Source organism: Gammaproteobacteria bacterium (genome assembly GCA_021648145.1).
In the GTDB taxonomy this organism is placed as follows: domain Bacteria; phylum Pseudomonadota; class Gammaproteobacteria; order JAADGQ01; family JAADGQ01; genus S141-38.
The window spans coordinates 52,227-74,124 of the sequence record JAKITI010000006.1 but is presented as its reverse complement, the minus strand read 5'-3'; the positions used below and the strand labels follow the sequence as shown (position 1 = coordinate 74,124).

The window sequence follows — 21,898 nt, the reverse complement described above, 5'->3', positions numbered from 1 at the left end:
TTAACTCATTTTTTGATTGCGAGGTAGCTTGAATATACGTACCGTGGAGAGTAGTTGATTGGCATATTTAACGAGGTGATCAGTCACGATATTTTGGTCTTTGAGTTGTTGCGCTGTTTTATGCGTGCTATCGAGTACTTGCTCTGCACGCTGGCGCAGTCTGATGTTCACTTGTATCTGTTCTTCTGAGCGCGCAGCAATTTCATGAATTGACTCAACAAGTTCCGCTGTTAATATCTGCGTCTCTTTCATGCGTTTCCCTGCTGTTGCGGCTAATCGTGAGCCTTTAACAACACGAGTGATAACTTCGTTCATTGTGCTGGAGGTATCGGAGGTTTCTTGTTGGATATTGGAGACCAGTGTGGCGATTTGTGATGTTGCGTCACGGGCACTTTCGGCCAGACGCTGCACTTCATCAGCAACCACCATAAAGCCTCGTCCCGCTTCCCCTGCAGATGCTGCATGCATACTGGCATTGAGTGCAAGGATGTGGGTTCGTTCAGAAATACTGCCAATGAGGTCTACAATGCCACCAATCTCTTGCGAGCGTTCACCCAAGCGTTTGATGCGTTTTTCAGCCTCTCTGACGGTGTCTCGAATAGAGACAATGCTGGTGACGGTTTCGGTGACCGAAGTGAGGGCTTTTTCAGTGGTTTCGATGGTGCTGTCCGTTGAGTTATTTGCGGCTTGCGCCAGCTCGCTGACATTGTTCATGATATTCACCGCATCATTGAGCTCAGTCATCGTTTCCTGTATTTGCTGGATCTCATTTTGAGAAAGTCCCATAACAACGTCGGATTGTGATTTAACTGTGACAGAAGCCCTGTTTACATGCTCTGAAATAGTATTGACTTTGAGTAGTACTTTTGACGTTTCTGAAGTGAGCATGTTGAGTGCATCGGCGAGTGGTCCAGTGAGATCTTCGGTGACAGTCGCCTTGGCCGTTAAGTCCCTGTTACTTAAGCGGGATACAGTGCCGAGCAAAGCAATAACTGAGTCGTTGAGCTGTTCATTCTCTTTTTCTGAGTGAGCCAGATTAGTTACGCGTTCATCAAGTAGTTTATCGAACTCCTTGGCGAACTGACCAATCTCATCGTTGGAGTTGATATGGGTGCGTGCCTCATATTGACCTTCCGATATTTTAGTGACGGTATCCTTGAGTATTTGCACCGGTGAATTAATACTATGCGCATAAAGCAGCAACAGGAGTGATACGATCAGAGCTGTGATGGCAATAGTGATAATAAAGTTTTTAGTAATTTGATCTTTTTGTGAGTTCGATGTTGATAACAATGTTTGTTGACGCTTCTCTTTTAGCTGTGATAACGAGAGGATTAATGGTGAAAAATTTTCAATCGCTTGGTGGGTATGCTGAAATTTTTCAGATCGTTCAGTTTCGGCTATCGCGGCAATATAAAATAGCTGTTGATAGTTTCTTAGAGCCCTCTCTACTTTTTTGACGAGGTCTTTTTCGTGATTTTCTATGAGCAGTGATTCGAGCTGTTTTTCTTTGGCGTATGCGGCTTTTAATGTGATATCAAATTTTTCTATCAGGTTTTCATTGCCTGTTAATTGAAACTCTTTTTCAATGCGACGTGCATTGGAAACAAGAATCTCTATTTGATCGATAATTCCACCAAAATAGTTGATATCCTGTATCTGGACAATTGCTTTTTCATTTGCCTCAATCATATTTTTATAGGAAATTCCAACCAGAAAAAAGCCAAAGAGAACAACAAAAAGCAAAATGAGTGATTTATGGACGAGTTTTAAATTTTTAAAGATTGACATGTTGTTTTTCCATATTTATTGGAAGGCTTTGATTTGTGCAATGATTTGATCTTTATCGTAGGGCTTAACGATGTATGCCTTTCCACCTTGCATACTGGCCCAGACACGGTCCGACTTTTGATCCTTGCTGGATATGAAAACGACCGGAATTTCCTGAGTGAGCTTCTCCATAGAGAGTTTTCTGCAGACTTCAAATCCATCCATACCAGGCATCATGATGTCGAGAAAAATCAGGTCGGGATGGTATTGTTTAGCAAATTCAATGGCCTCAATGCCCGATTGTGCAGTGAGAACCTGATAACCAGCTTCTGTAATGATGTTTTGAATAGAGCGTAGTTGGGTTGATGAATCATCAACAACAAGAACTGTTTCAATCGTCATAGTGAGCATCCTTGCTTTTAGCAGTGTTCAGCTTCTCTTTTTTCGGTTTGATATACGGGTTTTTTGTGATCCAGCCATTTGATGATTCGCTGAATTACACCTTGAAACTCTGTGTGCTCAATAGGCTTGGTCAGGTAAGTTGTGCATCCGGCAATGACACCTTTGACTTCATCTAATGGAGAGGTTTTTCCTGATAACATAATAATAGGCGTTTTCTTTTCATCTGGATTTTTTCTGATCGTTTTACAAACTTCGTAGCCATCAATGCCAGGCATCATGATGTCCAGAAAAATAAAGTCATAATGTTTGTGTTCTGTTTTTTTCAGTGCTTCTTCACCGGTATCGGCGAAATCAATTTTTATATTAAGTTCGACCTGTGAAAGTTCTATTTCCAGCATTTTTTGCATAGATGGACTGTCATCGACGACCAGTACGTTGTACTGGTTGTTGGATTCGGGTTCAGCCTTGTTTTCATGGTGCTCTATGCTGGCTTCCTTATCTGTAGTGATAGGGTTGTTGCTGGGTATTTCTATTTTGATTTGATCCAGAGTGCGCAACACTCGGCTGGTAATGTAGGGTGGGGCAATATGAAAAATTGACTGGCTTTGAGGTGTTGACCGGCCGACTGTGACTAAAAAAACTGCGGGGTGCTGAGTGGTGTAGGCCAAGCTTTTATCGAATGCTTCTTTATTCAGCATATTGACCAATATAATATCAGGTGTTGTATTACTTAAGGTGTAGCTGCGTTCACGTGATTGTGAAAAACAAAAAATTTGTTTGAATTTATTAATCTCGCCTTCAAAAAATCCTGATAGTGTTACTTTAATCTGAGCCATCACTTTTTGTCTCCCGATAATTTATGTGATGGGTATCGGCATGGTCTTGTTACGCTATGACTGTTTGAACTGTCAAAGTGGCATATTTTTTAATATTGTGAATAGCATCACATGGTTGTATTTAAGCTACTGACACCATGCTGTCAGTAGCCCTCCTATATACTTAAATTTCCTTATTTAAACCTTAACAAGTCTGGAGATAAAAATGAGTATGACAGAAACAATGAAATTGCACGGTGCGTTTAGCTGGAATGAGTTGATGACCAATGATGTGGCGGGTGCAAAGGCTTTTTATAGTGATTTGTTGGGATGGAATCTAACAGATATGGAATCCAGCTGCGGTAGCTATACCATGGCCAAAGCTGGGGAAACAGAAGTTGCGGGCATTATGGCAACGCCTAAAGAGGCAGAAGGCATGCCACCCAGCTGGGGCGCTTATGTTACAGTTGATAATATAGATGCGATGCCGTCCCGTGTTGAAAATCTGGGTGGCAAGATTCTGGTTCCACCGCAGGATATCCCAGAAGTGGGGCGCTTTGTGGTGATTCAGGATCCTCAAGGAGCGACGCTCATGTTAATCACATACTTCAAAAAAGATTAATTAAAATGTCGGATCGTTACTTCACCCAAAAAACCTTTGACTTTCTATCAAAACTGGCAGCGAATAACAGTCGTGACTGGTTTCTGGAAAACAAGCCGGTTTACGAAGAGACGATCCGCATACCCGCCTTAAATTTCATTGCTGACTTTGCCAATGAACTGGCCATCATATCGCCTCATTTTACGGCGCTGCCCAAAAAAGTGGAGGGTTCCTTGATGCGCGCCAATCGTGATATTCGTTTTGGTAAAGATAAACGCCCTTACAAAACCAATATCGGCATTCAGTTTCGTCACGAAGTGGGTAAGGATATACATGCACCGGGTTTTTACTTGCATATTGAAAATGGTGAGTGTTTTGTGGGAGTTGGCATATGGCGACCTGGCTCTAAGGCATTAGGCAAAATTCGTGATGCGATTGTTGAAAAAAGTGATGCTTGGATCGCCATTCGAGAGGATAAAAACTTCCATAGGCACTTTGCCCTAGAGGGCGATGCACTGAAAAATGCACCTCGTGGTTACGTTAAAGACCATCCTTTAATTAAAGATTTGAAGCGAAAAGATTTTATTGCAATTGCCAGTATCAGCGAAAAAGAGGTGACATCAAAAAAACTGCTCTCTCTCGTAACTGAGCGTTTTAGTCAAGCGACTCCGTTAATGAGCTATCTCTGCAAAGCATTGGAGTTGCGTTTTTAAATGCGTCGAGCCGATCGTTTGTTCCAGATTGTCGGATTGCTAGACCATACTAAGATCATAACCGCTCGCGGCCTTGCTGAAGCGCTGGAAGTTTCCGAGCGTACCATCTATCGAGATATTCAAGACCTTTCATTGTCTGGTGTGCCAATCGAAGGTGAGGCTGGTGTAGGTTACCGTCTGATGAAAGGTTTTCACCTTCCATCGCTGATGTTTGATGAAGAGGAGCTGGCCGCATTGATGTTAGGTGCTCGTATGGTGCAGGCGTGGACAGATAAAAGCTTGGCAAGTGCGGCGCATCAGGCGATTCGTAAAATAGAAAATGCAATTCCAGAGCGGCTTAGGCCGGAGCTGGGTCGTGAAGAACTGTTGGTGCCTGATTTTAATGTCAGTACAATAACCCAAGAGCATTTAGCGCTGTTACGCAGTGCTATAAAACAACAATGCAAGGCGGCTTATGATTACACGCGAGAAGATGGTCAACACTCATCACGGGTAGTTCACCCTTTAGGGTTGTTTTATTGGGGACGTGTCTGGACGTTGGTCGCTTGGTGTGAGCTGCGTGACGAGTTCCGTCACTTTCGTCTGGATCGAATGAAAAATATTAATGTGTCTGGCGAGAAGTTTAAGGTTCTTTCTGGAAGGAGCTTGCGTGATTATCTTGATATCGTACGCTGTAAGGAGAGTTAATTTTTATTTGCTCTGTAACCCGCCAGTGTGTATCGCCACAATGGTTGTGCCTCGTGAAAATTTCCCTTGCCTGATTAAGTCAAATAAACCATACATCATTTTTCCTGTGTAGATTGGTTCTAGTGGGATGGTATGTTTTGCCTCAAATTCATCAATAAAATTTATGAGGTCAGGATTTTTTTTGGCATAACTGCCAAAATGGTAATCAAGATTGATCTCCCAGTTTTCAAAGCGGGGTTTATTGGCATCATGTAAAAGTTGAGCAATATCATCTTGTAGAAAATGAGCGCCCTTTAGTACGGCAAAACCGAGTGCTTTTTTCTTGCCTTCAAGGCCTGAAATTAATCCGGCCAAAGTACCACCCGTACCGCAGGGCGAGGTTATTACGTCAAAGGGTATGTCTATGTCAGTAATAATTTCTTGGCAGCCTTTGACGGCCAGTGCATTGCTCCCCCCTTCGGGAATCAAATAAAATTCACCAAAATACTCTTTTAATTGATCAATAATTCCAGGTTCGTGTTTGTGACGATAATCACTGCGACTGAGATAATGGAGTTGCATTCCGTGATCCACTGCAAATTGCAGTGTCGGATTTAAAGGGCTGTATGCTTCGCCACGAATGATGCCGATGGTGTTGAAGCCATAAGCTTTGCCCACTCCAGCCAGTGCGTGGATGTGATTGGAATAAGCTCCACCAAAGCTGAGCAGTGTGTTGTGTTGCTGTGCCTTGGCGGCTTCCAGATTGTATTTCAGTTTGTGCCATTTGTTGCCGGAGATGATTGGGTGGACTAGATCTTCCCGTTTGATTAAAAGCCTGACTCCCGACTTGTCCAGATTTTTATCTTCAACTTCCTGTAAAGGTCTGAAAGCGGGTTTAATAATGCTCACTTTATTTCATATGTTTTTTTCAACATGCGAAGAATGGAGGCTTCATCAATTAATTTTTCAACTTCATCAAGGGGAACCCAAGCGAGGTCATGAGATTCTTCACTGACTACAAATGGTGTGTTGCGATCCGCTTCAATCAAAAAACGTACATCATAGTGGTAGTGCTCGGGTTCATTTTTTCGAGCAGGAATTAGGTGTATATCAATATCAAAAACCTCTTCTGTGACAGGACTAATTTCTTCGATTCCCGACTCTTCTCGGCCTTCACGCAGAGCAACTTCAAGTGTATTAGGGTCACCATCCGAGTGGCCACCCAGTTGTAACCAACGATCCAGCTTACGGTGATGAGTCAATAAAACGTGGCTGCGATCTAAGTCGACCACCCAGGCGGAGCCCGTGATGTGCCCTATGCTCAGTTCACGATCAAAGCAGTTAGGATATTGATTCACAAACTCCACCATATCGAGAAGTGTGAGTGCTTCATTTTCATCCATGGGTAAATATTGATCGAATTTGTCTTGCAGAAATTTTCTGTGCATGGGTTAAAGTTTATGCATTTTTATTGGTGAATCGGATGATTTTACGCCGCTCTTTTTTTGTAGGGCGATGTGTGGGCTGTGGCATTAATGACGCTTGTAATTTAAGCTGAATCGCAAGAGTATCCCGCGCTTTTTGACTCTCTTCACTCTCTTCGTAAAGTAATATAGCCTCTTTGGCAGGTCGGCGAAATTTATTTATTTTACATACAGTAATGGCATGTTCGTAGGGTGTTCGTTTAATCGTGAGCTTGTCGCCCACTTGTACGGTTTTTGATGGTTTGCTGCGCGTCCCATTAAGGTGAACTTTGCCACCATTGATCGCTTCCGTGGCTAAAGCACGAGTTTTAAAAAAACGTGCGACCCAAAGCCATTTATCCAGACGCAGGGTGTTTTCGGTCGTTTCTTGAACAGGGTTGTTGCGCTTGGCCATATGGGGTTATAGCCAGTATGTTGAACGAGTCATGATCTTTGAGGTGATGGACATCATTTTTTTAACCGGCCAAGGCAGGGGGGCGGCACCTGCATGCAGAGCGATGGTGGCATGATGCGCTTCATCTTCTTTCATCTGTTCAAGCACCATGTGGCTTTTTTTATCAGATTTTGGAAGTTTTCCAAGATGTTCATCCAGATGCCGAATGACCTGGTATTCTGTTTCCACCACAAAACCCAAGCTCCATTTATCACCAATCCAGCCTGCTGTTGCACCCATGGCGAGTGAGCCAAAATACCAGACAGGGTTAAGCCGACTGGTGTAACTGTCCAGTTCTACAAGTCGTTTTTCACACCAGTCCAGATGGTCACTTTCTTCTTGAGCTGCACGCTCCATTTTTTCACGAACTTCTGGTAGTTTAGCTGTGAGTGCCTGGCCTCGATATAACCCTTGTGCGGAGACTTCACCTGCATGGTTAATTCGCATTAATGCGGCAGAAAGCTTGCGTTCTTTTTCTGAAAGATCGACTTCATTAGTGCAATCTTTTGCCGGGTTGGGGCGTTCAGTAATATCGGGCTTACCAAATAGAGTACGAATGGCGTGGTCAGCATTCATTACAAGGTGATCAATAGGAGTATAATTTCGTCTGTTCATGTATTATGAAGATACTCCTTAAGGTGCTATCTGTTCAAGTTTTTTATTGAAATTCTTCTTTCAAAATACGATCCGCTTCGGTGGTATATTTTTTTCGTTGAAACAGAAGTCCGATACGGCTGCCATCGCATTGGCTCCAGAGCACTGCTGAGCGAATTCCAGCTAATAAAATGGCGCGAATCTTGTCGGCGTTATTGGAATTACTGAGTTGAGCCGGTTCACCATTCACCATGATGCGAGGTTTTAATGTGCTGATGGTATCGCTGTAAAGCCCTGCAAGACTGGCAATAACGGATGGATGCTGTATGTCATTAAAGTGCTCGGCTTGGTTTTTTGCTTTTTCAATGCCCGTTCCGACTTGCTCAAGCATTTTTGGCTGCTTTGCCAATTGCCTTTCCAAATAGAGCAGATTAATGACGTATTGAGTGATCTCCATACCCTCCGATCCTTTCTTGGCACCGAGCAGATCACGAAGCTGTGTGAGCCCTGTGGTTAAGTTTGCAGTGCCACTAAAAGTGGCTTCTGTGGTGGGTGGATCCGTTTCAAAAATAGAGTTGATTGATATTGCTAACATTTCAGGTTCAAGTGAACCCGTTCGAGCAATGCTTTGCACCTGTTTAGCGGCTTGAAAAATACCGGCCAGTGCGATGGTTTTGTCTTTTAAAGTGTTTGCCATGAATAGATATTATTATTTTAGTGAGTTAAACGCTGATTCAATAATTCCCCCGCCCAGGCAAGCTGTTTCATCATAAAAAACAACAGATTGGCCAGGGGTGATGGCGCGTTGTGGGTGGTCGAAATGAATCGTGTACTGTTTGCCATTTAACTTCATAACTTTACAAGGTTGCTCTTGTTGACGGTAACGTATTTTAGCTTGGCAGCGAAAAGGAAGTTTAGGCGGTTGTCCTGACACCCAGTGAAGATTAGAGGCCGTCAGTGTGTTGTGAAACAGTAATGGGTGGTCGTGACCTTGGCCAACAATTAACACGTTATGTTTCAGATCTTTTTCGAGGACAAACCAAGGTTCGGCTTGACCACCTTGTCGACCTCCAATGCCTAAACCTTGTCGCTGACCAATAGTATAATACATCAAACCATCATGGGAGCCGAGGCACTCACCATCCGGTGTCTGCATCTCACCAGGTTTGGCTGGAAGGTAACGGCTTAAAAATTGTTTGAAATGGCGTTCGCCAATAAAGCAGATTCCGGTACTGTCTTTTTTTGCATGATTGGGTAAACCCGCGTGGGTCGCAAGTTGTCTCACCTCGGGTTTGGTCAGATCACCTAAAGGGAAAAGTGTATGTGCGAGTTGTTTCTGACCCAGAGCGTATAAAAAGTAGGTTTGATCTTTGTTTTGATCATGTGCTTTGAGCAGTTGGTATTCACCATTTTTTTTACCAATGCGCGCGTAGTGGCCAGTGGCAATATAGTCCGCGCCTTGTTCTAGCGCATGGTTGAGAAATGCTTTGAATTTGACCTCTTTATTGCAAAGGATGTCTGGGTTAGGGGTTCTTCCCAGGCGGTACTCGGTTAAAAAGTGGTCGAAAACATTGTCCCAATAGGTTTTTGCGAAGTTAATTGCGTCAAGATCAATTTTGAGCAGATCACAAACAGCCATGGCATCTTTGGCATCATCGGCTACTGTGCATTGCTGTTTTGGATCATCTTCTTCCCAATTTTTCATGAACACGCAGCTCACATCATAACCTTGCTGTTTTAAAAGCAGAGCGGTTACTGAGGAATCAACGCCTCCTGAGAGGCCAGTGATAACACGAGTTTTTGAGGGGTTGACTGAGTTCATCGGCATATTTTACTGCGCGGCGCGTTTGCTTGCACTTTTTTTGTTTTTTTCCATTCGCCAGGTTGTAATCCTTCGATTGTCCAGGAGCCAATCGCGTATCGAATCAGGCGCAGAGTGGGGTGTCCTGCCGCTGCGGTCATGCGTCTTACTTGTCGATTACGCCCTTCTCTGATGATCAGCTCCAGCCAGGTGGTTGGAATATTTGCACGTTTGCGTATCGGTGGAGTGCGTGGCCAAATCGAGGGTTCATCTATAATCCGGGCTTTTGCTGGCGCAGTCAGGCCATCTTTTAAATGCAGCCCTTTTTGCAGTTGTGTGAGTGCCTTCTGGTCAGGAGCTCCTTCGACTTGCACCCAGTAGGTTTTTTCTATTTTATGGCGTGGGTCACTGATTTGGTGCTGTAGTTTGCCGTCATTGGTGAGCACGATCAGCCCTTCACTGTCTCGATCCAGCCGTCCTGCCGGATAGACATTTTTGTATGAAACAAAATCAGCCAATGTTTGGCGTTTTGAGGCATCTGTGAACTGTGTGAGCACATTAAAAGGCTTGTTGAAGAGGATGACGATTTTTTCTGACAGAGGTTGCTTATTCATGTGTTAGTATATGTTTTATGTAGCTGAATATCAAAAACAAAAGGCTACATTAATCGGGTTCTAATGCAATTCAATAAGCGGTCGGTAGGCGCAAAAATAAAAAACTTTAATTTTTTTATTTTTACAATTATCATTTATTGACAGTGGCCTCTGATTGAAATTGAAGGGGAAGCTTAAATTTGGGACAATAATACGCACAAAATATTTTGGGAGTGCAAAATGAAGAAAAAAATTACAGTTGCAGCTTTGGGGTTTATGGCTGCAAGTTCTATGGCTTACGCTGAGCCAGGGCAATGGTATTTGAGTCCGGCTATGAATTATGTGATTGCGGATAGTGCGCGTGAAACAGACGATGGTGCGGGTGTTCAGCTCGGTATTGGTCAAGAAGTGAGCAAATCATTTAACATTGAGCTTGTTGTTGAGGGTGATAAGCTCAGTCGTGAAGATGGTTCTGGTGATCATGGACAGTATGGTGCAAGCCTTGACGCACTTTACTTTTTTAATCGCGACTGGACTGTTGCACCTTATGCTTTGATCGGCGCAGGGATGTTACGCAGTGGTCTGGACGATAATCGTGAAACCAGCCCGATGGGAAGTGTGGGCGCTGGGGTGATGGGGCAAATAACCAAAGCGGGCACAGCGTTACGCTTTGAAGCACGTTACCGTCATGATGAAGATAACCGTGATCCAGTGAATAATATTGAAAAACGTTATGGGGATACGATTGTCAGTCTGGGTCTGGTGGTGCCTGTTGGCAGCGCTTCGACTGCATCAATGGATGATGATGGCGATGGTATTGGTAATGCAATGGATCAATGTCCAGGAACCTCCTCAGGTGTACAGGTTGATACGAATGGCTGTGAAGTGAAACCTGAAGCTGCAGCAGACAGTGACAATGACGGTGTTCCCGATAGTTCGGATCATTGCCCGAATACGCCAGCAGGTGTTGCCATTGATGCAATGGGATGTGCTGCTTCCAATGATTCGGATGGTGATGGTGTCGATGATGCTAAAGACCAGTGCCCTATGACTCCAAACGGTGTGAAGGTTGATAACGTAGGCTGTGAAAGTGATGCCGATGGTGATGGTGTGGCTGATAGTCAGGATCGCTGTGAAGGAACATTGGCAGGTGTAAGCGTTAATGCGACAGGTTGTGAGCCTGATACCGATGCCGATGGTATTGTGAATCGTCTGGATCAATGTCCTGATAGTGCTGCCGGTGAGAAGGTTGACTCTAAAGGCTGTAAGCTGGAAGAGAAAATTGTACTTAAAGGCGTTACATTTGCGAATGGGTCTGCTGATCTAGTTGGTGATTCAGAACGTGTTCTGAATGATGTTTCCAGCACATTATTACGTCACCCTGAGTTACATATCGAGCTTGCGGGTTACACCGATAATCGTGGTGCAATTGGCTTCAATGTACGTCTTTCACAACGTCGTGCAGAGGCTGTTCGTGATTATTTGGTTAAGCAAGGGATTCCAAAGAGTCATATGACTGCTAAAGGTTACGGCCCTGCAAACCCTGTTGCGGATAATAATACAAAATCAGGACGTGCTGAAAATCGCCGTGTTGAGATGCATGTTATTAAGTAGCAACTTGAAACTACACTAAAAGTTACATCTGTGTAGTGGATGCCCGTGTCATGTAGATGACACGGGTATTTTTTTGCTTTTTTTTAGTTTTTAATCATGTGAGGCAGCCCTGCAACGGCCAATACAACACGATCACATTGCTGGGCGAGCATTTGATGCAGCCGTCCCGCTTCATCGCAGAATTTCCGGCTGAGCTTATCCATAGGAATAATGCCCATATTCGTTTCGTTGCTGACTAGAATAATATGGCCGGGAAGTTTTGGGAATATTTCAATGAAGGCATCACGCTCTTTTTTGAATTGGTGCAGATCTTCTGAAATCAGTAAATTTGTCAGCCATAAGGTGAGGCAGTCGACTAATAAACAAGAGGTGGCTGATGCATGCTGTTCAACTGTTTTTGCTAAGGCATACGGCTCTTCAACCAATGCCCATGAAGTGGGTCTGCAGTTTTTGTGCTGTGTGATACGGTGACTCATCTCACGGTCATCACTGCCATGTAAGGTCGCCGTCGCAATGTAGGTCACGGCTAACCCCGAATCAATAGCGGCTTGCTCTGCGAGACGGCTTTTACCTGAACGAACGCCTCCTAAAATCAGCTCTTTCATGGTTGAATCCCCATCGCTTTTAAATCGACCTGCTTTTCTATTTCATCAGCGATACGGTCGATATCCTGATCACGCCGCTGATGGTAATCAAAAAATTCAGGTTGGGTCAGCCCTGCCCATTGTAAAAGTGCGTGACACGCTTTGGTGGACTCAAATAGTCCATGCAGATAAGTACCCAGAATTTGTTGGTCATTTGAAATGGCACCCTCATGGATGGTTTTATTATTACGTGAGGTAAGATGAATGGCGGGGGTGTTCAGTGCGGAACCTGTTGTGATTCCTGTATGAATTTCATAACCTATAACGGGTGTTTGATTTATATTTAATGTGCCACTGATATTGCGTAGCTGTTTCTCTTTATCTAACGTTGTGCTGATGTTTAACAAGCCTAATCCCGTGGAAGAACCAGCATCACCTTCCAGCCCCAAAGGGTCATGGATCTCTTGGCCCAGCATCTGAAAACCGCCACAAATTCCGATGACCCTTCCACCGTAACGCAAGTGCTTGAGAATGGTCTGATCCCAGTGATGTTTTCGCAACCAATCCAGGTCGGAGCGAACTGATTTTGAACCTGGCAAAATAATCAGGTCAGCATCGGGAATGGTCTCATAGGATTTGATGTATCGCAGCTCGATTTGTGGGTGTAATTTCAAGGGGTCAAAATCAGTATGGTTGCTTAATCGTGGCAGGGCAGGAATAATAATTTTGAACGGGGTTTTTTTATTGGTCGTTGTATTGTTTCGTCCCAGGCTGTCCTCAGCCTCCAGATGAAGGTCATGAAGATAAGGTAAGACACCGAGAATGGGCTTCTCTATTTTTTTTGTCAGCCAATCCAGCCCGGGTTGTAATAATGAAATATCCCCTCGAAAACGGTTGATTATAAAACCAATCACTCGATTTTGTTCACTTTTGCTTAACAGCTCCAGTGTTCCAACGATGTGAGAAAATACACCGCCTCGGTCAATATCTGCAATAATAATTACAGGGCAATCGGCAGCTTCTGCAAACCCCATATTGGCAATATCATTTTCACGCAGATTAATTTCAGCAGGGCTGCCCGCACCTTCTACAATGATAAAATCATAGTTTTCTGCCAATCGGGCATGTGATTCTAATACTGCTTTTTTAGCTGTGCTTTTATATTCATGATAGCTGCGGGCATTCATCGTACCGATGGCTTTACCGTGAATGATGACTTGTGCGCCGTTGTCGGTATTGGGCTTGAGCAAGACGGGGTTCATGTCAGTGTGAGGTTCAATGCCCGCAGCTTGTGCTTGCACGGCTTGGGCGCGACCAATTTCACCACCATCAATTGTAACTGCACTATTTAGCGCCATGTTTTGTGGTTTAAATGGAGTGACCCGAATACCACGCCGTTTCAGCAGGCGGCAAAGACCCGTCACGAATGCACTTTTTCCTGCATCTGAAGTCGTGCCTTGAATCATTAGGGTGTGAGCAGTCATGATGATGGGAGCTCAGGGACTATCTGAGATAAGGCGATATCAAGGCGCTGCCAGCTGTGCTCATCACGTGGTAATCCGAAGCGAATGCTGTGGGGGTCGTTGAACAGACGAGTTAAAATAGCTTGCTGAGCCAAGCGCTCATGAATCATTGATGCATGAATGCTGCGCCGCCACTGAAAAAGTGTTGTGCCTCCTGTGGGGGTTAAACCATGTCTGGATAATAGTTTTTGCAGACGCTGACCATTTTGAATTAAATGCAGGCGCATCATTTTTTGCCATGTTTGATCTTGAAGGGCTTGCGATGCAATAAAGCGTGCGGGGCCGGAAATCGTCCAGGGGCCGAGTCTGTTTTTGAGGGCTTCGAGTAATTTGTGCTGCGCGAGAACAAACCCTACCCGTGCACCTGCCAACCCAAAAAACTTGCCCAGTGAGCGTAATATGACAACTCCTTTTTGATGGGCGAGTGGTGCAAGGCTGAGCTCTGGCGTGCTATCAATAAAGGCTTCGTCAATAATCAGCCAGCCACCACGAGCGGATAGCTTTTTGTGGAAATTCAGCAATGTTTCAGGGCTGAATCGTTGACCGGTGGGGTTGTTGGGGTTTACAAGCAACAGTACATCAAAATCATTTGTATTCATGGCAGTTTCAACATCTTCAAATGCCAATGGAACCAGCTCATGTTGTGCATTTTCCCAAGCGTGAGCGTGTTCAGCGTACGCAGGAGATAATATAGCGACCTGGCTTTTTTTTCGTAATAACGGCAGGGTTTGAATCGCAGCTTGCGAGCCTGCAACCGGTAGAATATTTGATACACCATAATAGCTTTTTGCAGCTTGTATCAGCTCATCTTCATCTTCGGGGAGTCGCCTCCACGCTTCGGCTGGAATCATCGGTACGAGCCATCCATCGGGATTGATTCCTGTTGAAAGGTCGAGCCAGTTTTCTAGCGGAATATTGTATTGGCGAGCTGCGTGGCGTAACTTTCCACCGTGTTCAAGCACCGATGTTTCTCCAAAAATGCAGAGAGATTACAGTAAAAACAGGGCACTGAAAATAGCGACACCAATCCAGAGCCAAGTCCCATTTTTGACTAATTTTACGGCGCGAGGGATATCATCCGCTTCGGCGGGTTGGCCTTCCCCTAAAATAGTCTGTTCTTTCAATGTGCCATGATAAACCGCAGCACCGCCCAATTTAATATTCAGAGCGCCCGCACCTGCGGCCATCACAGGCCCAGCGTTTGGGCTTTTCCAGCGGTGGCCTTGAGTGCGCCAACAGCGTATGGCTGTTTCGAAGTGACCTAAAAGTGCATAAGTGAGTGCGGTGAGTCGGGCAGGAATATAGTTGAGCAGATCATCAAGTCGTGCAGCGGCCCAGCCAAAGTGAAAATACCGTTCTGTTTTATAGCCCCACATCGCATCCAGTGTATTGGTTAAACGATAAAGCACCACGCCAGGTGCGCCTGCAACAATAAACCAGAACAGTGCGCCAAATACTGCATCATTGCCATTCTCTAATACGGACTCTATTGTCGCCCGAGCGGTATCATTTTCATTCATAGATTCAGTATCACGGCTGACCAGGTTGCTCACACTTATTCTGGCTGATTTTAAATCACCCTCTTTTAATGCGTCATACACTCTCATCGCATGCTCTGCCAAACTGTGCGCACCTATTGCAAGGTAGAGCACGGTGACTTCAAATAGAAAGCCAATGAGGGGAATGTCAGCAATGATGTAGGTGATAAATATCAGTGGTACGAGTAATAGCAAGGTGGCAATGACACCGCGCATTCGGCTGGATTGGTAGAGGGTTTTTTCTGCAAAATTGACGAAACGACCAAAACCAACGAGTGGGTGTTTGTGCCTTGGCTCACCTAAAGTGGAGTCAAGGAAAATAGCGAATAATAAGGTCAGTGTGGTGTACATTATGTATTCGTTGAGCCTTGATGAAAAACAAGATCAGAGATAGGCTTATCGTTGATTAAGTGACCGGTGATGATTCGGTCCATGTTGTGATCATTCACATTGTAATACCACACACCGTCTGGTTGCACACAAATCAATGGCCCTGTGCCTTTGCAAGCACCAAAGCAGGTGGCGCGTGAGCGTTTCACGCGTAGATCGCCTTCATCTAATCCTGCCAATTCAAACTTTTCTTTTAATGAATCATACAGCTTTTGTCCATCTTCATTTTGTGTGCAACGTGGCCCAACGCACACGGATAAGTGGTGGCGGTAGTGCATCATTTTTGGTTTTATAATTGATTTTTGAGTCATTGTTATTGGGTCTGAATTCAGGGTTAGTTAATTATTATGGAGAGCAAAATAGTGGTAGTTAACACAGTTCATTATCACTCAAAACCTCAAGAAATGCATTGCCATAGCGCTCCAGTTTTACGGTGCCTACTCCTGAAACATGGCTGAGCTGCTCTAGTGTTTGAGGTAGGTGGTCAACCATTTCAATCAACGTAGTATCTGGAAAAATGATATAGGGTGGAACGTTTTGATCTTCTGCAATCTCTCGGCGGCGTTTGCGCAGCGCATGCCATAACGCTTCTTGTTTCTCCGTGCTGAAAGTTACTTGTTTACGACGGCTGGGACGATTTTTTTCTGGAGTTTTGTCCTGGCGTAAAAGCAGTTTTTGCTGACCTTTAAGAATAGGACGGCACTCTTCGGTGAGGCGAAACGTGCCATATTCAATATCAACATCCAATAGCCCTTTGGCGACTAATTGCCTGAGAATGGAGCGCCACTGATTGGCATTGAGCTCATCACCGATGCCATAGGTGGGCAATTTATGGTGGCCTAATTGCTGAATTCGGGTGTTTTCTTTGCCCAGTAAAATTTCAATAATATAACCTGCACCAAAGCGTTGGCCTGTGCGATAAATACACGAAAGCAGCTTTTGTACAGCGACAGAGGCATCCCAGGTCTCTACCGGTTCGAGGCAGTTATCACAGTTACCACACGGTTTATCAAGCGGATCATCAAAGTAATTAAGCAAGGTTTGGCGGCGACACGATGTGATCTCACAAAGTCCCAGCATGGTATCAAGTTTATAGCGCTCAATACGTTTCTGGCTTTCACTCGCCTCGGATGAGTCCAGCATTTGGCGCAACGTGACGACGTTCTGCAAGCCATACGACATCCAGGCATTAGCGGGCCGACCATCGCGCCCTGCACGTCCCGTCTCTTGATAATAAGCTTCAATACTTTTGGGTAGATCAAGGTGAGCTACAAAGCGTACATCGGGTTTGTCGATTCCCATGCCAAAAGCAATGGTTGCGACGATGATAATGCTCTCCTCATTAAGGAAGCGGGTTTGGTTTTGCTCGCGTACAGTGCCAGGTAGCTTGGCGTGATAAGGCAGGGCATTAAAGCCTTTGTTGCTGAGCCAGTCAGCAATCGTTTCTACTTTTTTACGTGACAGGCAATAAACGATGCCAGAATCACCTTTATGCTCACGCTGTAGAAATTTTAATAGTTGATCGCGCTGATTCTGGTATTGATTAATACGGTAGGTAATATTGGGGCGATCAAAGCCACTAATAAAAATTTGTGCTTGTTCCAGCCCCAGTTGAGTGATGATTTCACTACGCGTGGCTTGGTCGGCGGTGGCCGTCAAGGCAATGCGTGGTATCTTGGGAAAGCGTTCATGCAGAATGGTGAGCTGATGGTATTCGGGTCTGAAATCATGCCCCCATTGTGAAACACAATGAGCTTCATCAATCGCGAATAGTGCGATATCGAGACGAGATAGCATGTTCAGCATACGCGGGTTCATTAATCGTTCTGGCGCAATGTAGAGCAGATCCAATTCACGATTGAACAGTTGTTGCTCAATCTGTTGTGCTTTTTGAAAGTCTAAACTGGAATTTAGGAATGCAGCACGTACGCCAACCTGTTGCAGTGCATGAACCTGATTTTGCATCAATGCAATGAGAGGCGATATTACGATGCCAACACCCTTTCTGGCAATGGCCGGAATTTGATAACAAAGCGATTTTCCACCGCCTGTTGGCATGAGTACCATGGCATCACCGCCATCAATCAGTTGATTAATGATGGCTTCCTGTGAATCACGAAATTGTTCGTAACCAAAGGTCTGGTGCAGAATTTCCTGGGCAGGTCTACTCACTGTCGGCGATGATCCAGTGCTGGGAAATTACGGCGGGTGCTGACCAAGATATACATACAGCACGCAATATACGAAAATTACATATAAATATCTACAGTAAACTTGCTTAACCTAAAGTCACTTAATCTGATGGGTTGGCTTCTGGCTCCCCAAGTGCCCATTTCCTTTTCAAACACGCCACTGCATTGAGTGCCACATTTTTTACAAGCGCCGTTATGTCCTATGTTCCAGTCACTTAAAACATACCAGTCACGGCCAATGAGCCGTTCTCCACACTCATGGCAATAAGTGCTTTCCCCTTTTTTGTCGTGAACATTGCCGGTGTAAACATAGCGAACCCCATTTTTCAGTGCGATTTCTCGTGCTTGTATGAGTGATTCCATAGTGGTCGAGGGATAATTCTGCATTTTCCAGTCGGGATGAAATGCGGTGAAATGCATAGGCACGTCAGGCCCGAGTTTTTCAGCCACCCATTGTGTCATTTTTTCGACCTCCTGAGCAGAGTCATTTTCGCCAGGAATCAATAAAGTGGTGAGCTCCAGCCACACATCTGTTTCATGTTTTACATACAGCAGCGTATCAAGAATATTACTGAGGTGTGAGCCGGTTAATTTGTGGTAGAAGCGCTCGGTAAATGCCTTAAGGTCAATGTTGGCCGCATCCATATGAGCAAAAAACTCTTTGCGGGGTTCATCACAAATATAGCCCGCAGTGACAGCGACTGATTTGATATTTCTCTCTTTGCAGGCGATGGCGGTATCGACTGCGTATTCTAAAAATATAACGGGGTCATTGTAGGTGTAGGCAACACTGCGGCAACCTGTTTGTTCGGCGACTTGAGCAATGAGCTCAGGGGAAGCCTGATCCGCCAAGGTATCCATTTCACGAGACTTGCTCATGTCCCAATTTTGACAATATTTACAGGCCAGATTACAACCTGCCGTGCCAAATGAGAGAACGGGTGTGCCAGGCAGGAAATGGTTGAGCGGTTTTTTTTCGATCGGATCAATGCAGTAACCGCTGGAGCGACCATAAGTCGTACTTACAATTTGCTCACCATAATTTGCACGAACAAAACACAAACCTTGCTGGCCTTCATGCAACTTGCAGTCGCGTGGACACAAATCACACTGAACTCGTCCGTCATCCAGTTTATGCCAATATTTCGTTGTTTTGTATTCAGAATTTGCCATGCGCCTGCTCCGATAACATTGGATAATGACCGTATCGACCTTATACTTAAATATATAGTGCTTAATAGAGGTGATTGCAATGACAGCTATAAGAGAACCTGCGGTTGCTGGGGTTTTTTACCCTGAGGATGCGGAGCTGCTACAACATTCACTGAGTGAAATGTTAAACAAAGCCGCTGTGAGTGACATTAAACCAAGAGCAATTATTGCCCCTCATGCAGGTTATATCTATTCCGGTGAGGTGGCCGCAAGTGCTTACAAACTTTTAGAGCCGATGAAAGGTAAAATTCGTCGCGTTGTGTTGCTGGGGCCTGCACATCGTGTGGCTGTGTCGGGCTGTGCTTTGAGCGGTGCGGAATACTTTCGAACCCCGTTGGGTGATATTCCGATTGATGCCGAGACGGTGAAAAATCTCTTGCAGCAACCCTATGTTCAATTGAGTGATCTCGCCCATCAGGAAGAGCACAGTCTGGAAGTCCAGCTGCCTTTTTTACAAATGGTACTGAATGAATTTTGTCTAGTGCCTATTGTTGTGGGTCAGATGGAAGCCAGTGATGTGATGGAGGTGCTGGAACTTTTTTGGGATGATCCGGCAACACTTTTTGTGATCAGCTCTGATTTAAGCCATTTTCATGACTATCTTTCTGCACAAATAATTGATCGGCAGACCACTTCAGCCATAGAGCAACTGCAACTTGATCACATTTCGGGTGAAATGGCGTGTGGTGCTTATCCGGTAAATGGCTTGCTGAAATTGGCTAAAAAACATCACTTACAATGTCAAACGCTTGATTTGAGAAATTCAGGGGATACCGCCGGAGATAAAAGCCGAGTCGTGGGGTATGGTGCTTATGCTTTCTACTGATCTTCCTTATAGCGAAAAAGAGCAGGTGCAGCTTTTATCCATCGCTGCGAAATCAATTCAGTCTGGCCTGCAAAGCGGCAAGCCATTACATGTTGAGTTAAATGATTATCCGTCATCATTGATGCATATTGCTGCAACATTTGTGACTTTAGAGGTGAATGAAAAATTGCGAGGCTGCATGGGTCGATTAAGTGCAGGCCGCCCACTGGTTGAGGATGTTGCACAAAATGCTTTTGCTGCGGCATTTAGAGACCCACGTTTTCCAACTCTTTCTGAGAGTGAGTATCCGCATCTCGATATTCATATCTCTATTTTGTCAAAACCAGAACTGATTTTGTTTGAAAGTGAAGAGGATCTACTGGAAAAAATTCGCCCCAATATTGATGGTTTGATATTATCTGAAGCTTATCATCGGGGTACGTTTTTACCCAGTGTTTGGGAAAGCTTGCCGGATAAAGTCAGCTTTTTAAAACACCTTAAACAGAAAGCAGGTTTGCCCGAAGATTATTGGTCAGACACCATCAAAGTTGAGCGCTATACGACTTTTTCGTTTGGGGCGGAAGTTTGATCGGTTGTCGTGTAGCCAGGAAAATAAAAAATTATTTTTAAAAAAGGAAATTAATAAATGAACAAAAATATTCTAACGAACCTGATTGCAGCCACAGTTCTTGCGCTGGGCTGGGGCTTGCAGTGCGATTTGATTATGATGGTCGGCCTGTTTGCTTTGTCGGGTGCGTTAACCAACTGGCTGGCGGTTCACATGTTGTTTGAAAAAGTCCCTGGGTTGGTGGGGTCTGGAGTGATTCCTGCACGTTTTGAAGCCTTTAAAACTGCAATCAAAACGCTGATGATGGAGCAGTTTTTTACCGAGGAAAATATTGATAGGTTTGTTTCAGGTGGTGCGACTCACTCGACACTGAAAATTGGCCCCGTGATTGAGAAGGTCGACCTCTCCCCATCCTTTGATCGCTTAGTTGAAGTGATCATGAACTCGTCATTCGGTAGTATGCTTGGCATGTTAGGTGGCGTAGAGGCTTTGACACCTCTGAAAGAACCCTTTATTGCCAGTATGAAAGAGTCGATCATCGAACTATCCGAAAAAGAGTCATTTAAGCAACTACTGCAAGAGGAGATTGATCAACCCGAAGTGATGGCCGATATTCGCGCTAAAGTTGCCGAGATTATTGACGCACGTCTGGAAGAACTTACACCACAACTGGTCAAAGAGATGGTTCAACAGATGATTAAAGAGCACCTCGGTTGGCTGGTGGTTTGGGGCGGAGTGTTTGGTGGGCTGATCGGCCTGTTATCAGCTGCGATTGTTTTGTAGACATGGTGAATAAAATCATTGATCAACTTGGTCCGGCTTGGAAAGCATATTTTGAACGTGAATTCTCACAAGAGTACATGCTTAAGTTACGAGAGTTTTTGCAGTCTGAAATGAAAGGCGGGGCGGTGATTTATCCGCCAAACGATCAATGGTTTAACGCCTTTTTATACACGCCCTTTGATGATGTTAAGGTCGTGATTGTCGGGCAAGATCCCTATCATGGCGAAGGGCAGGCTCACGGCTTAAGTTTTAGTGTGCCTGACGGCATCAAAATCCCCCCTTCTCTGCGTAATATCTACAAAGAGCTTCATCGTGATTTGGGTATGGTTATACCAACATCAGGCAATTTAGAAGCTTGGGCGAAGCAAGGTGTGTTGTTATTAAATGCCTCTTTAACGGTACGCGCCTCGCAGGCCAACAGTCATAGCAAGCAAGGTTGGTTAAAATTTACCAATGCTTGTATTCAGCATATTAATGAGCATAAACAAGGAGTGGTGTTTTTAGCGTGGGGGCGCTTTGCTCATAATGTCTGCTCAGTGGTGGACAGATCAAAACATTGTGTCATTAAAACCTCTCATCCAAGCCCATTGGGAGCCATGAAAACAGGCAAGAATTTTGTCGCCTTCATGGGCTCGGGTTGTTTTTCACAGGCTAATGAGTATTTAGAGAAGCAAGGAAAATTACCTATTCATTGGTTGCTTAAGCGGTGTTCTATTTAGCTGTATAAAATTACTCAATAATACCCAGATAACAACCAATAAAAATTACAGCGCCAACTTTTTGATTATGCTCACACCCTAACCCCCAAATAGAAACC

At 44.6% G+C, this 21,898-nt stretch carries 25 protein-coding genes and 2 pseudogenes; 10 read left to right on the top strand and 17 right to left on the bottom strand.

Annotation, left to right across the window (positions count from 1 at the left end):
• From L3J70_05345 to L3J70_05335, 3 genes are read right to left on the bottom strand one after another with little or no spacing between them, the layout of a single operon-like run.
• The gene (locus tag L3J70_05345; protein MCF6235786.1) at positions 1 to 1,791 is read right to left on the bottom strand and encodes a methyl-accepting chemotaxis protein; all 1,791 of its coding nucleotides are present in this window, start codon (positions 1,789 to 1,791) and stop codon (positions 1 to 3) included.
• A gap of 15 nt (positions 1,792 to 1,806) precedes the next feature.
• Positions 1,807 to 2,172 (bottom strand): response regulator, encoded by a 366-nt coding sequence (locus tag L3J70_05340; protein MCF6235785.1) that lies wholly within the window; start codon positions 2,170 to 2,172, stop codon positions 1,807 to 1,809.
• A 17-nt stretch (positions 2,173 to 2,189) separates the two neighbouring features.
• The gene (locus L3J70_05335; protein MCF6235784.1) at positions 2,190 to 3,008 is read right to left on the bottom strand and encodes a response regulator; all 819 of its coding nucleotides are present in this window, start codon (positions 3,006 to 3,008) and stop codon (positions 2,190 to 2,192) included.
• Positions 3,009 to 3,219: 211 nt separating this feature from the next.
• On the opposite strand from L3J70_05335, the gene L3J70_05330 reads away from it, so the two are divergent.
• The 3 genes from L3J70_05330 to L3J70_05320 are packed head-to-tail and all read left to right on the top strand — an operon-like array spanning position 3,220 to position 4,988.
• The gene (locus L3J70_05330; GenBank protein ID MCF6235783.1) at positions 3,220 to 3,609 is read left to right on the top strand and encodes a VOC family protein; all 390 of its coding nucleotides are present in this window, start codon (positions 3,220 to 3,222) and stop codon (positions 3,607 to 3,609) included.
• A 5-nt stretch (positions 3,610 to 3,614) separates the two neighbouring features.
• The gene (locus tag L3J70_05325; GenBank protein ID MCF6235782.1) at positions 3,615 to 4,301 is read left to right on the top strand and encodes a DUF2461 domain-containing protein; all 687 of its coding nucleotides are present in this window, start codon (positions 3,615 to 3,617) and stop codon (positions 4,299 to 4,301) included.
• On the top strand, positions 4,302 to 4,988 hold the full coding sequence (locus L3J70_05320; GenBank protein ID MCF6235781.1) for a YafY family transcriptional regulator: 687 nt from the start codon (positions 4,302 to 4,304) through the stop codon (positions 4,986 to 4,988).
• A gap of 3 nt (positions 4,989 to 4,991) precedes the next feature.
• On the opposite strand, the gene L3J70_05315 is transcribed toward L3J70_05320, so the two are convergent.
• The 7 genes from L3J70_05315 to L3J70_05285 are packed head-to-tail and all read right to left on the bottom strand — an operon-like array spanning position 4,992 to position 9,893.
• Positions 4,992 to 5,867 carry a pyridoxal-phosphate dependent enzyme gene (locus L3J70_05315; protein MCF6235780.1) on the bottom strand — a complete coding sequence of 292 codons (876 nt, stop codon included), beginning with the start codon at positions 5,865 to 5,867 and terminating at the stop codon, positions 4,992 to 4,994.
• Positions 5,868 to 5,872: 5 nt separating this feature from the next.
• Positions 5,873 to 6,415, bottom strand: coding sequence for an NUDIX hydrolase (locus L3J70_05310; protein MCF6235779.1), 543 nt, complete (start codon positions 6,413 to 6,415; stop codon positions 5,873 to 5,875).
• Positions 6,416 to 6,425: 10 nt separating this feature from the next.
• On the bottom strand, positions 6,426 to 6,845 hold the full coding sequence (locus L3J70_05305; GenBank protein MCF6235778.1) for an RNA-binding protein: 420 nt from the start codon (positions 6,843 to 6,845) through the stop codon (positions 6,426 to 6,428).
• A 6-nt stretch (positions 6,846 to 6,851) separates the two neighbouring features.
• The gene (coq7, locus tag L3J70_05300) at positions 6,852 to 7,499 is read right to left on the bottom strand and encodes a 2-polyprenyl-3-methyl-6-methoxy-1,4-benzoquinone monooxygenase (GenBank protein ID MCF6235777.1); all 648 of its coding nucleotides are present in this window, start codon (positions 7,497 to 7,499) and stop codon (positions 6,852 to 6,854) included.
• Between the two features lie 43 nt (positions 7,500 to 7,542).
• Positions 7,543 to 8,175: a high frequency lysogenization protein HflD gene (hflD, locus tag L3J70_05295; protein MCF6235776.1), complete on the bottom strand. Its 633-nt coding sequence runs from the start codon at positions 8,173 to 8,175 to the stop codon at positions 7,543 to 7,545.
• Positions 8,176 to 8,187: 12 nt separating this feature from the next.
• Positions 8,188 to 9,300, bottom strand: a complete 1,113-nt coding sequence (mnmA, locus tag L3J70_05290) for a tRNA 2-thiouridine(34) synthase MnmA (protein MCF6235775.1) — start codon at positions 9,298 to 9,300, stop codon at positions 8,188 to 8,190.
• Positions 9,297 to 9,893 (bottom strand): pseudouridine synthase, encoded by a 597-nt coding sequence (locus L3J70_05285; protein ID MCF6235774.1) that lies wholly within the window; start codon positions 9,891 to 9,893, stop codon positions 9,297 to 9,299. Before L3J70_05285 ends, mnmA begins: the two co-directional genes overlap by 4 nt.
• A gap of 270 nt (positions 9,894 to 10,163) precedes the next feature.
• On the opposite strand from L3J70_05285, the pseudogene L3J70_05280 reads away from it, so the two are divergent.
• The 3 genes and pseudogenes from L3J70_05280 (at position 10,164) to L3J70_05270 (ending at position 11,486) form a co-directional block, all read left to right on the top strand.
• A pseudogene (locus L3J70_05280) lies at positions 10,164 to 10,511 on the top strand (hypothetical protein).
• Positions 10,512 to 10,670: 159 nt separating this feature from the next.
• Positions 10,671 to 10,961: pseudogene (locus L3J70_05275) on the top strand (thrombospondin type 3 repeat-containing protein).
• A complete protein-coding gene (locus tag L3J70_05270) occupies positions 10,935 to 11,486 on the top strand; it encodes an OmpA family protein (protein MCF6235773.1) in 552 nt (183 codons plus the stop codon). The pseudogene L3J70_05275 and the gene L3J70_05270 overlap by 27 nt, the downstream one beginning before the upstream one ends.
• Positions 11,487 to 11,569: 83 nt before the next feature.
• Here the strand turns inward: L3J70_05270 and cobU are convergent, their stop codons facing one another.
• From cobU to amrS, 7 genes are all read right to left on the bottom strand, one after another.
• Positions 11,570 to 12,091 carry a bifunctional adenosylcobinamide kinase/adenosylcobinamide-phosphate guanylyltransferase gene (gene cobU, locus L3J70_05265; GenBank protein ID MCF6235772.1) on the bottom strand — a complete coding sequence of 174 codons (522 nt, stop codon included), beginning with the start codon at positions 12,089 to 12,091 and terminating at the stop codon, positions 11,570 to 11,572.
• Positions 12,088 to 13,554, bottom strand: coding sequence for a cobyric acid synthase (locus L3J70_05260; GenBank protein ID MCF6235771.1), 1,467 nt, complete (start codon positions 13,552 to 13,554; stop codon positions 12,088 to 12,090). The genes cobU and L3J70_05260 overlap by 4 nt, the downstream gene beginning before the upstream one ends.
• Positions 13,551 to 14,555, bottom strand: coding sequence for a threonine-phosphate decarboxylase CobD (cobD, locus tag L3J70_05255; protein ID MCF6235770.1), 1,005 nt, complete (start codon positions 14,553 to 14,555; stop codon positions 13,551 to 13,553). The genes L3J70_05260 and cobD overlap by 4 nt, the downstream gene beginning before the upstream one ends.
• Positions 14,556 to 14,582: 27 nt before the next feature.
• On the bottom strand, positions 14,583 to 15,482 hold the full coding sequence (gene cbiB, locus L3J70_05250; GenBank protein ID MCF6235769.1) for an adenosylcobinamide-phosphate synthase CbiB: 900 nt from the start codon (positions 15,480 to 15,482) through the stop codon (positions 14,583 to 14,585).
• Positions 15,482 to 15,832 (bottom strand): (2Fe-2S) ferredoxin domain-containing protein, encoded by a 351-nt coding sequence (locus tag L3J70_05245; GenBank protein MCF6235768.1) that lies wholly within the window; start codon positions 15,830 to 15,832, stop codon positions 15,482 to 15,484. The genes cbiB and L3J70_05245 overlap by 1 nt, the downstream gene beginning before the upstream one ends.
• A 58-nt stretch (positions 15,833 to 15,890) precedes the next feature.
• Positions 15,891 to 17,693: a DNA helicase RecQ gene (gene recQ / locus L3J70_05240; GenBank protein ID MCF6235767.1), complete on the bottom strand. Its 1,803-nt coding sequence runs from the start codon at positions 17,691 to 17,693 to the stop codon at positions 15,891 to 15,893.
• A gap of 77 nt (positions 17,694 to 17,770) precedes the next feature.
• The gene (amrS, locus tag L3J70_05235) at positions 17,771 to 18,886 is read right to left on the bottom strand and encodes an AmmeMemoRadiSam system radical SAM enzyme (GenBank protein ID MCF6235766.1); all 1,116 of its coding nucleotides are present in this window, start codon (positions 18,884 to 18,886) and stop codon (positions 17,771 to 17,773) included.
• 79 nt (positions 18,887 to 18,965) lie between these two features.
• On the opposite strand from amrS, the gene amrB reads away from it, so the two are divergent.
• From amrB to ung, 4 genes are read left to right on the top strand one after another with little or no spacing between them, the layout of a single operon-like run.
• Positions 18,966 to 19,751, top strand: coding sequence for an AmmeMemoRadiSam system protein B (gene amrB, locus L3J70_05230; protein ID MCF6235765.1), 786 nt, complete (start codon positions 18,966 to 18,968; stop codon positions 19,749 to 19,751).
• A complete protein-coding gene (amrA, locus tag L3J70_05225; GenBank protein ID MCF6235764.1) occupies positions 19,738 to 20,319 on the top strand; it encodes an AmmeMemoRadiSam system protein A in 582 nt (193 codons plus the stop codon). The genes amrB and amrA overlap by 14 nt, the downstream gene beginning before the upstream one ends.
• A gap of 57 nt (positions 20,320 to 20,376) precedes the next feature.
• Complete coding sequence (locus L3J70_05220; protein MCF6235763.1) at positions 20,377 to 21,081, top strand: DUF445 domain-containing protein; 705 nt, start codon at positions 20,377 to 20,379, stop codon at positions 21,079 to 21,081.
• 2 nt (positions 21,082 to 21,083) lie between these two features.
• Entirely contained in the window at positions 21,084 to 21,800 is a 717-nt protein-coding gene (gene ung, locus L3J70_05215) for a uracil-DNA glycosylase (GenBank protein ID MCF6235762.1), read from the top strand.
• Positions 21,801 to 21,898 lie beyond the last annotated feature (98 nt).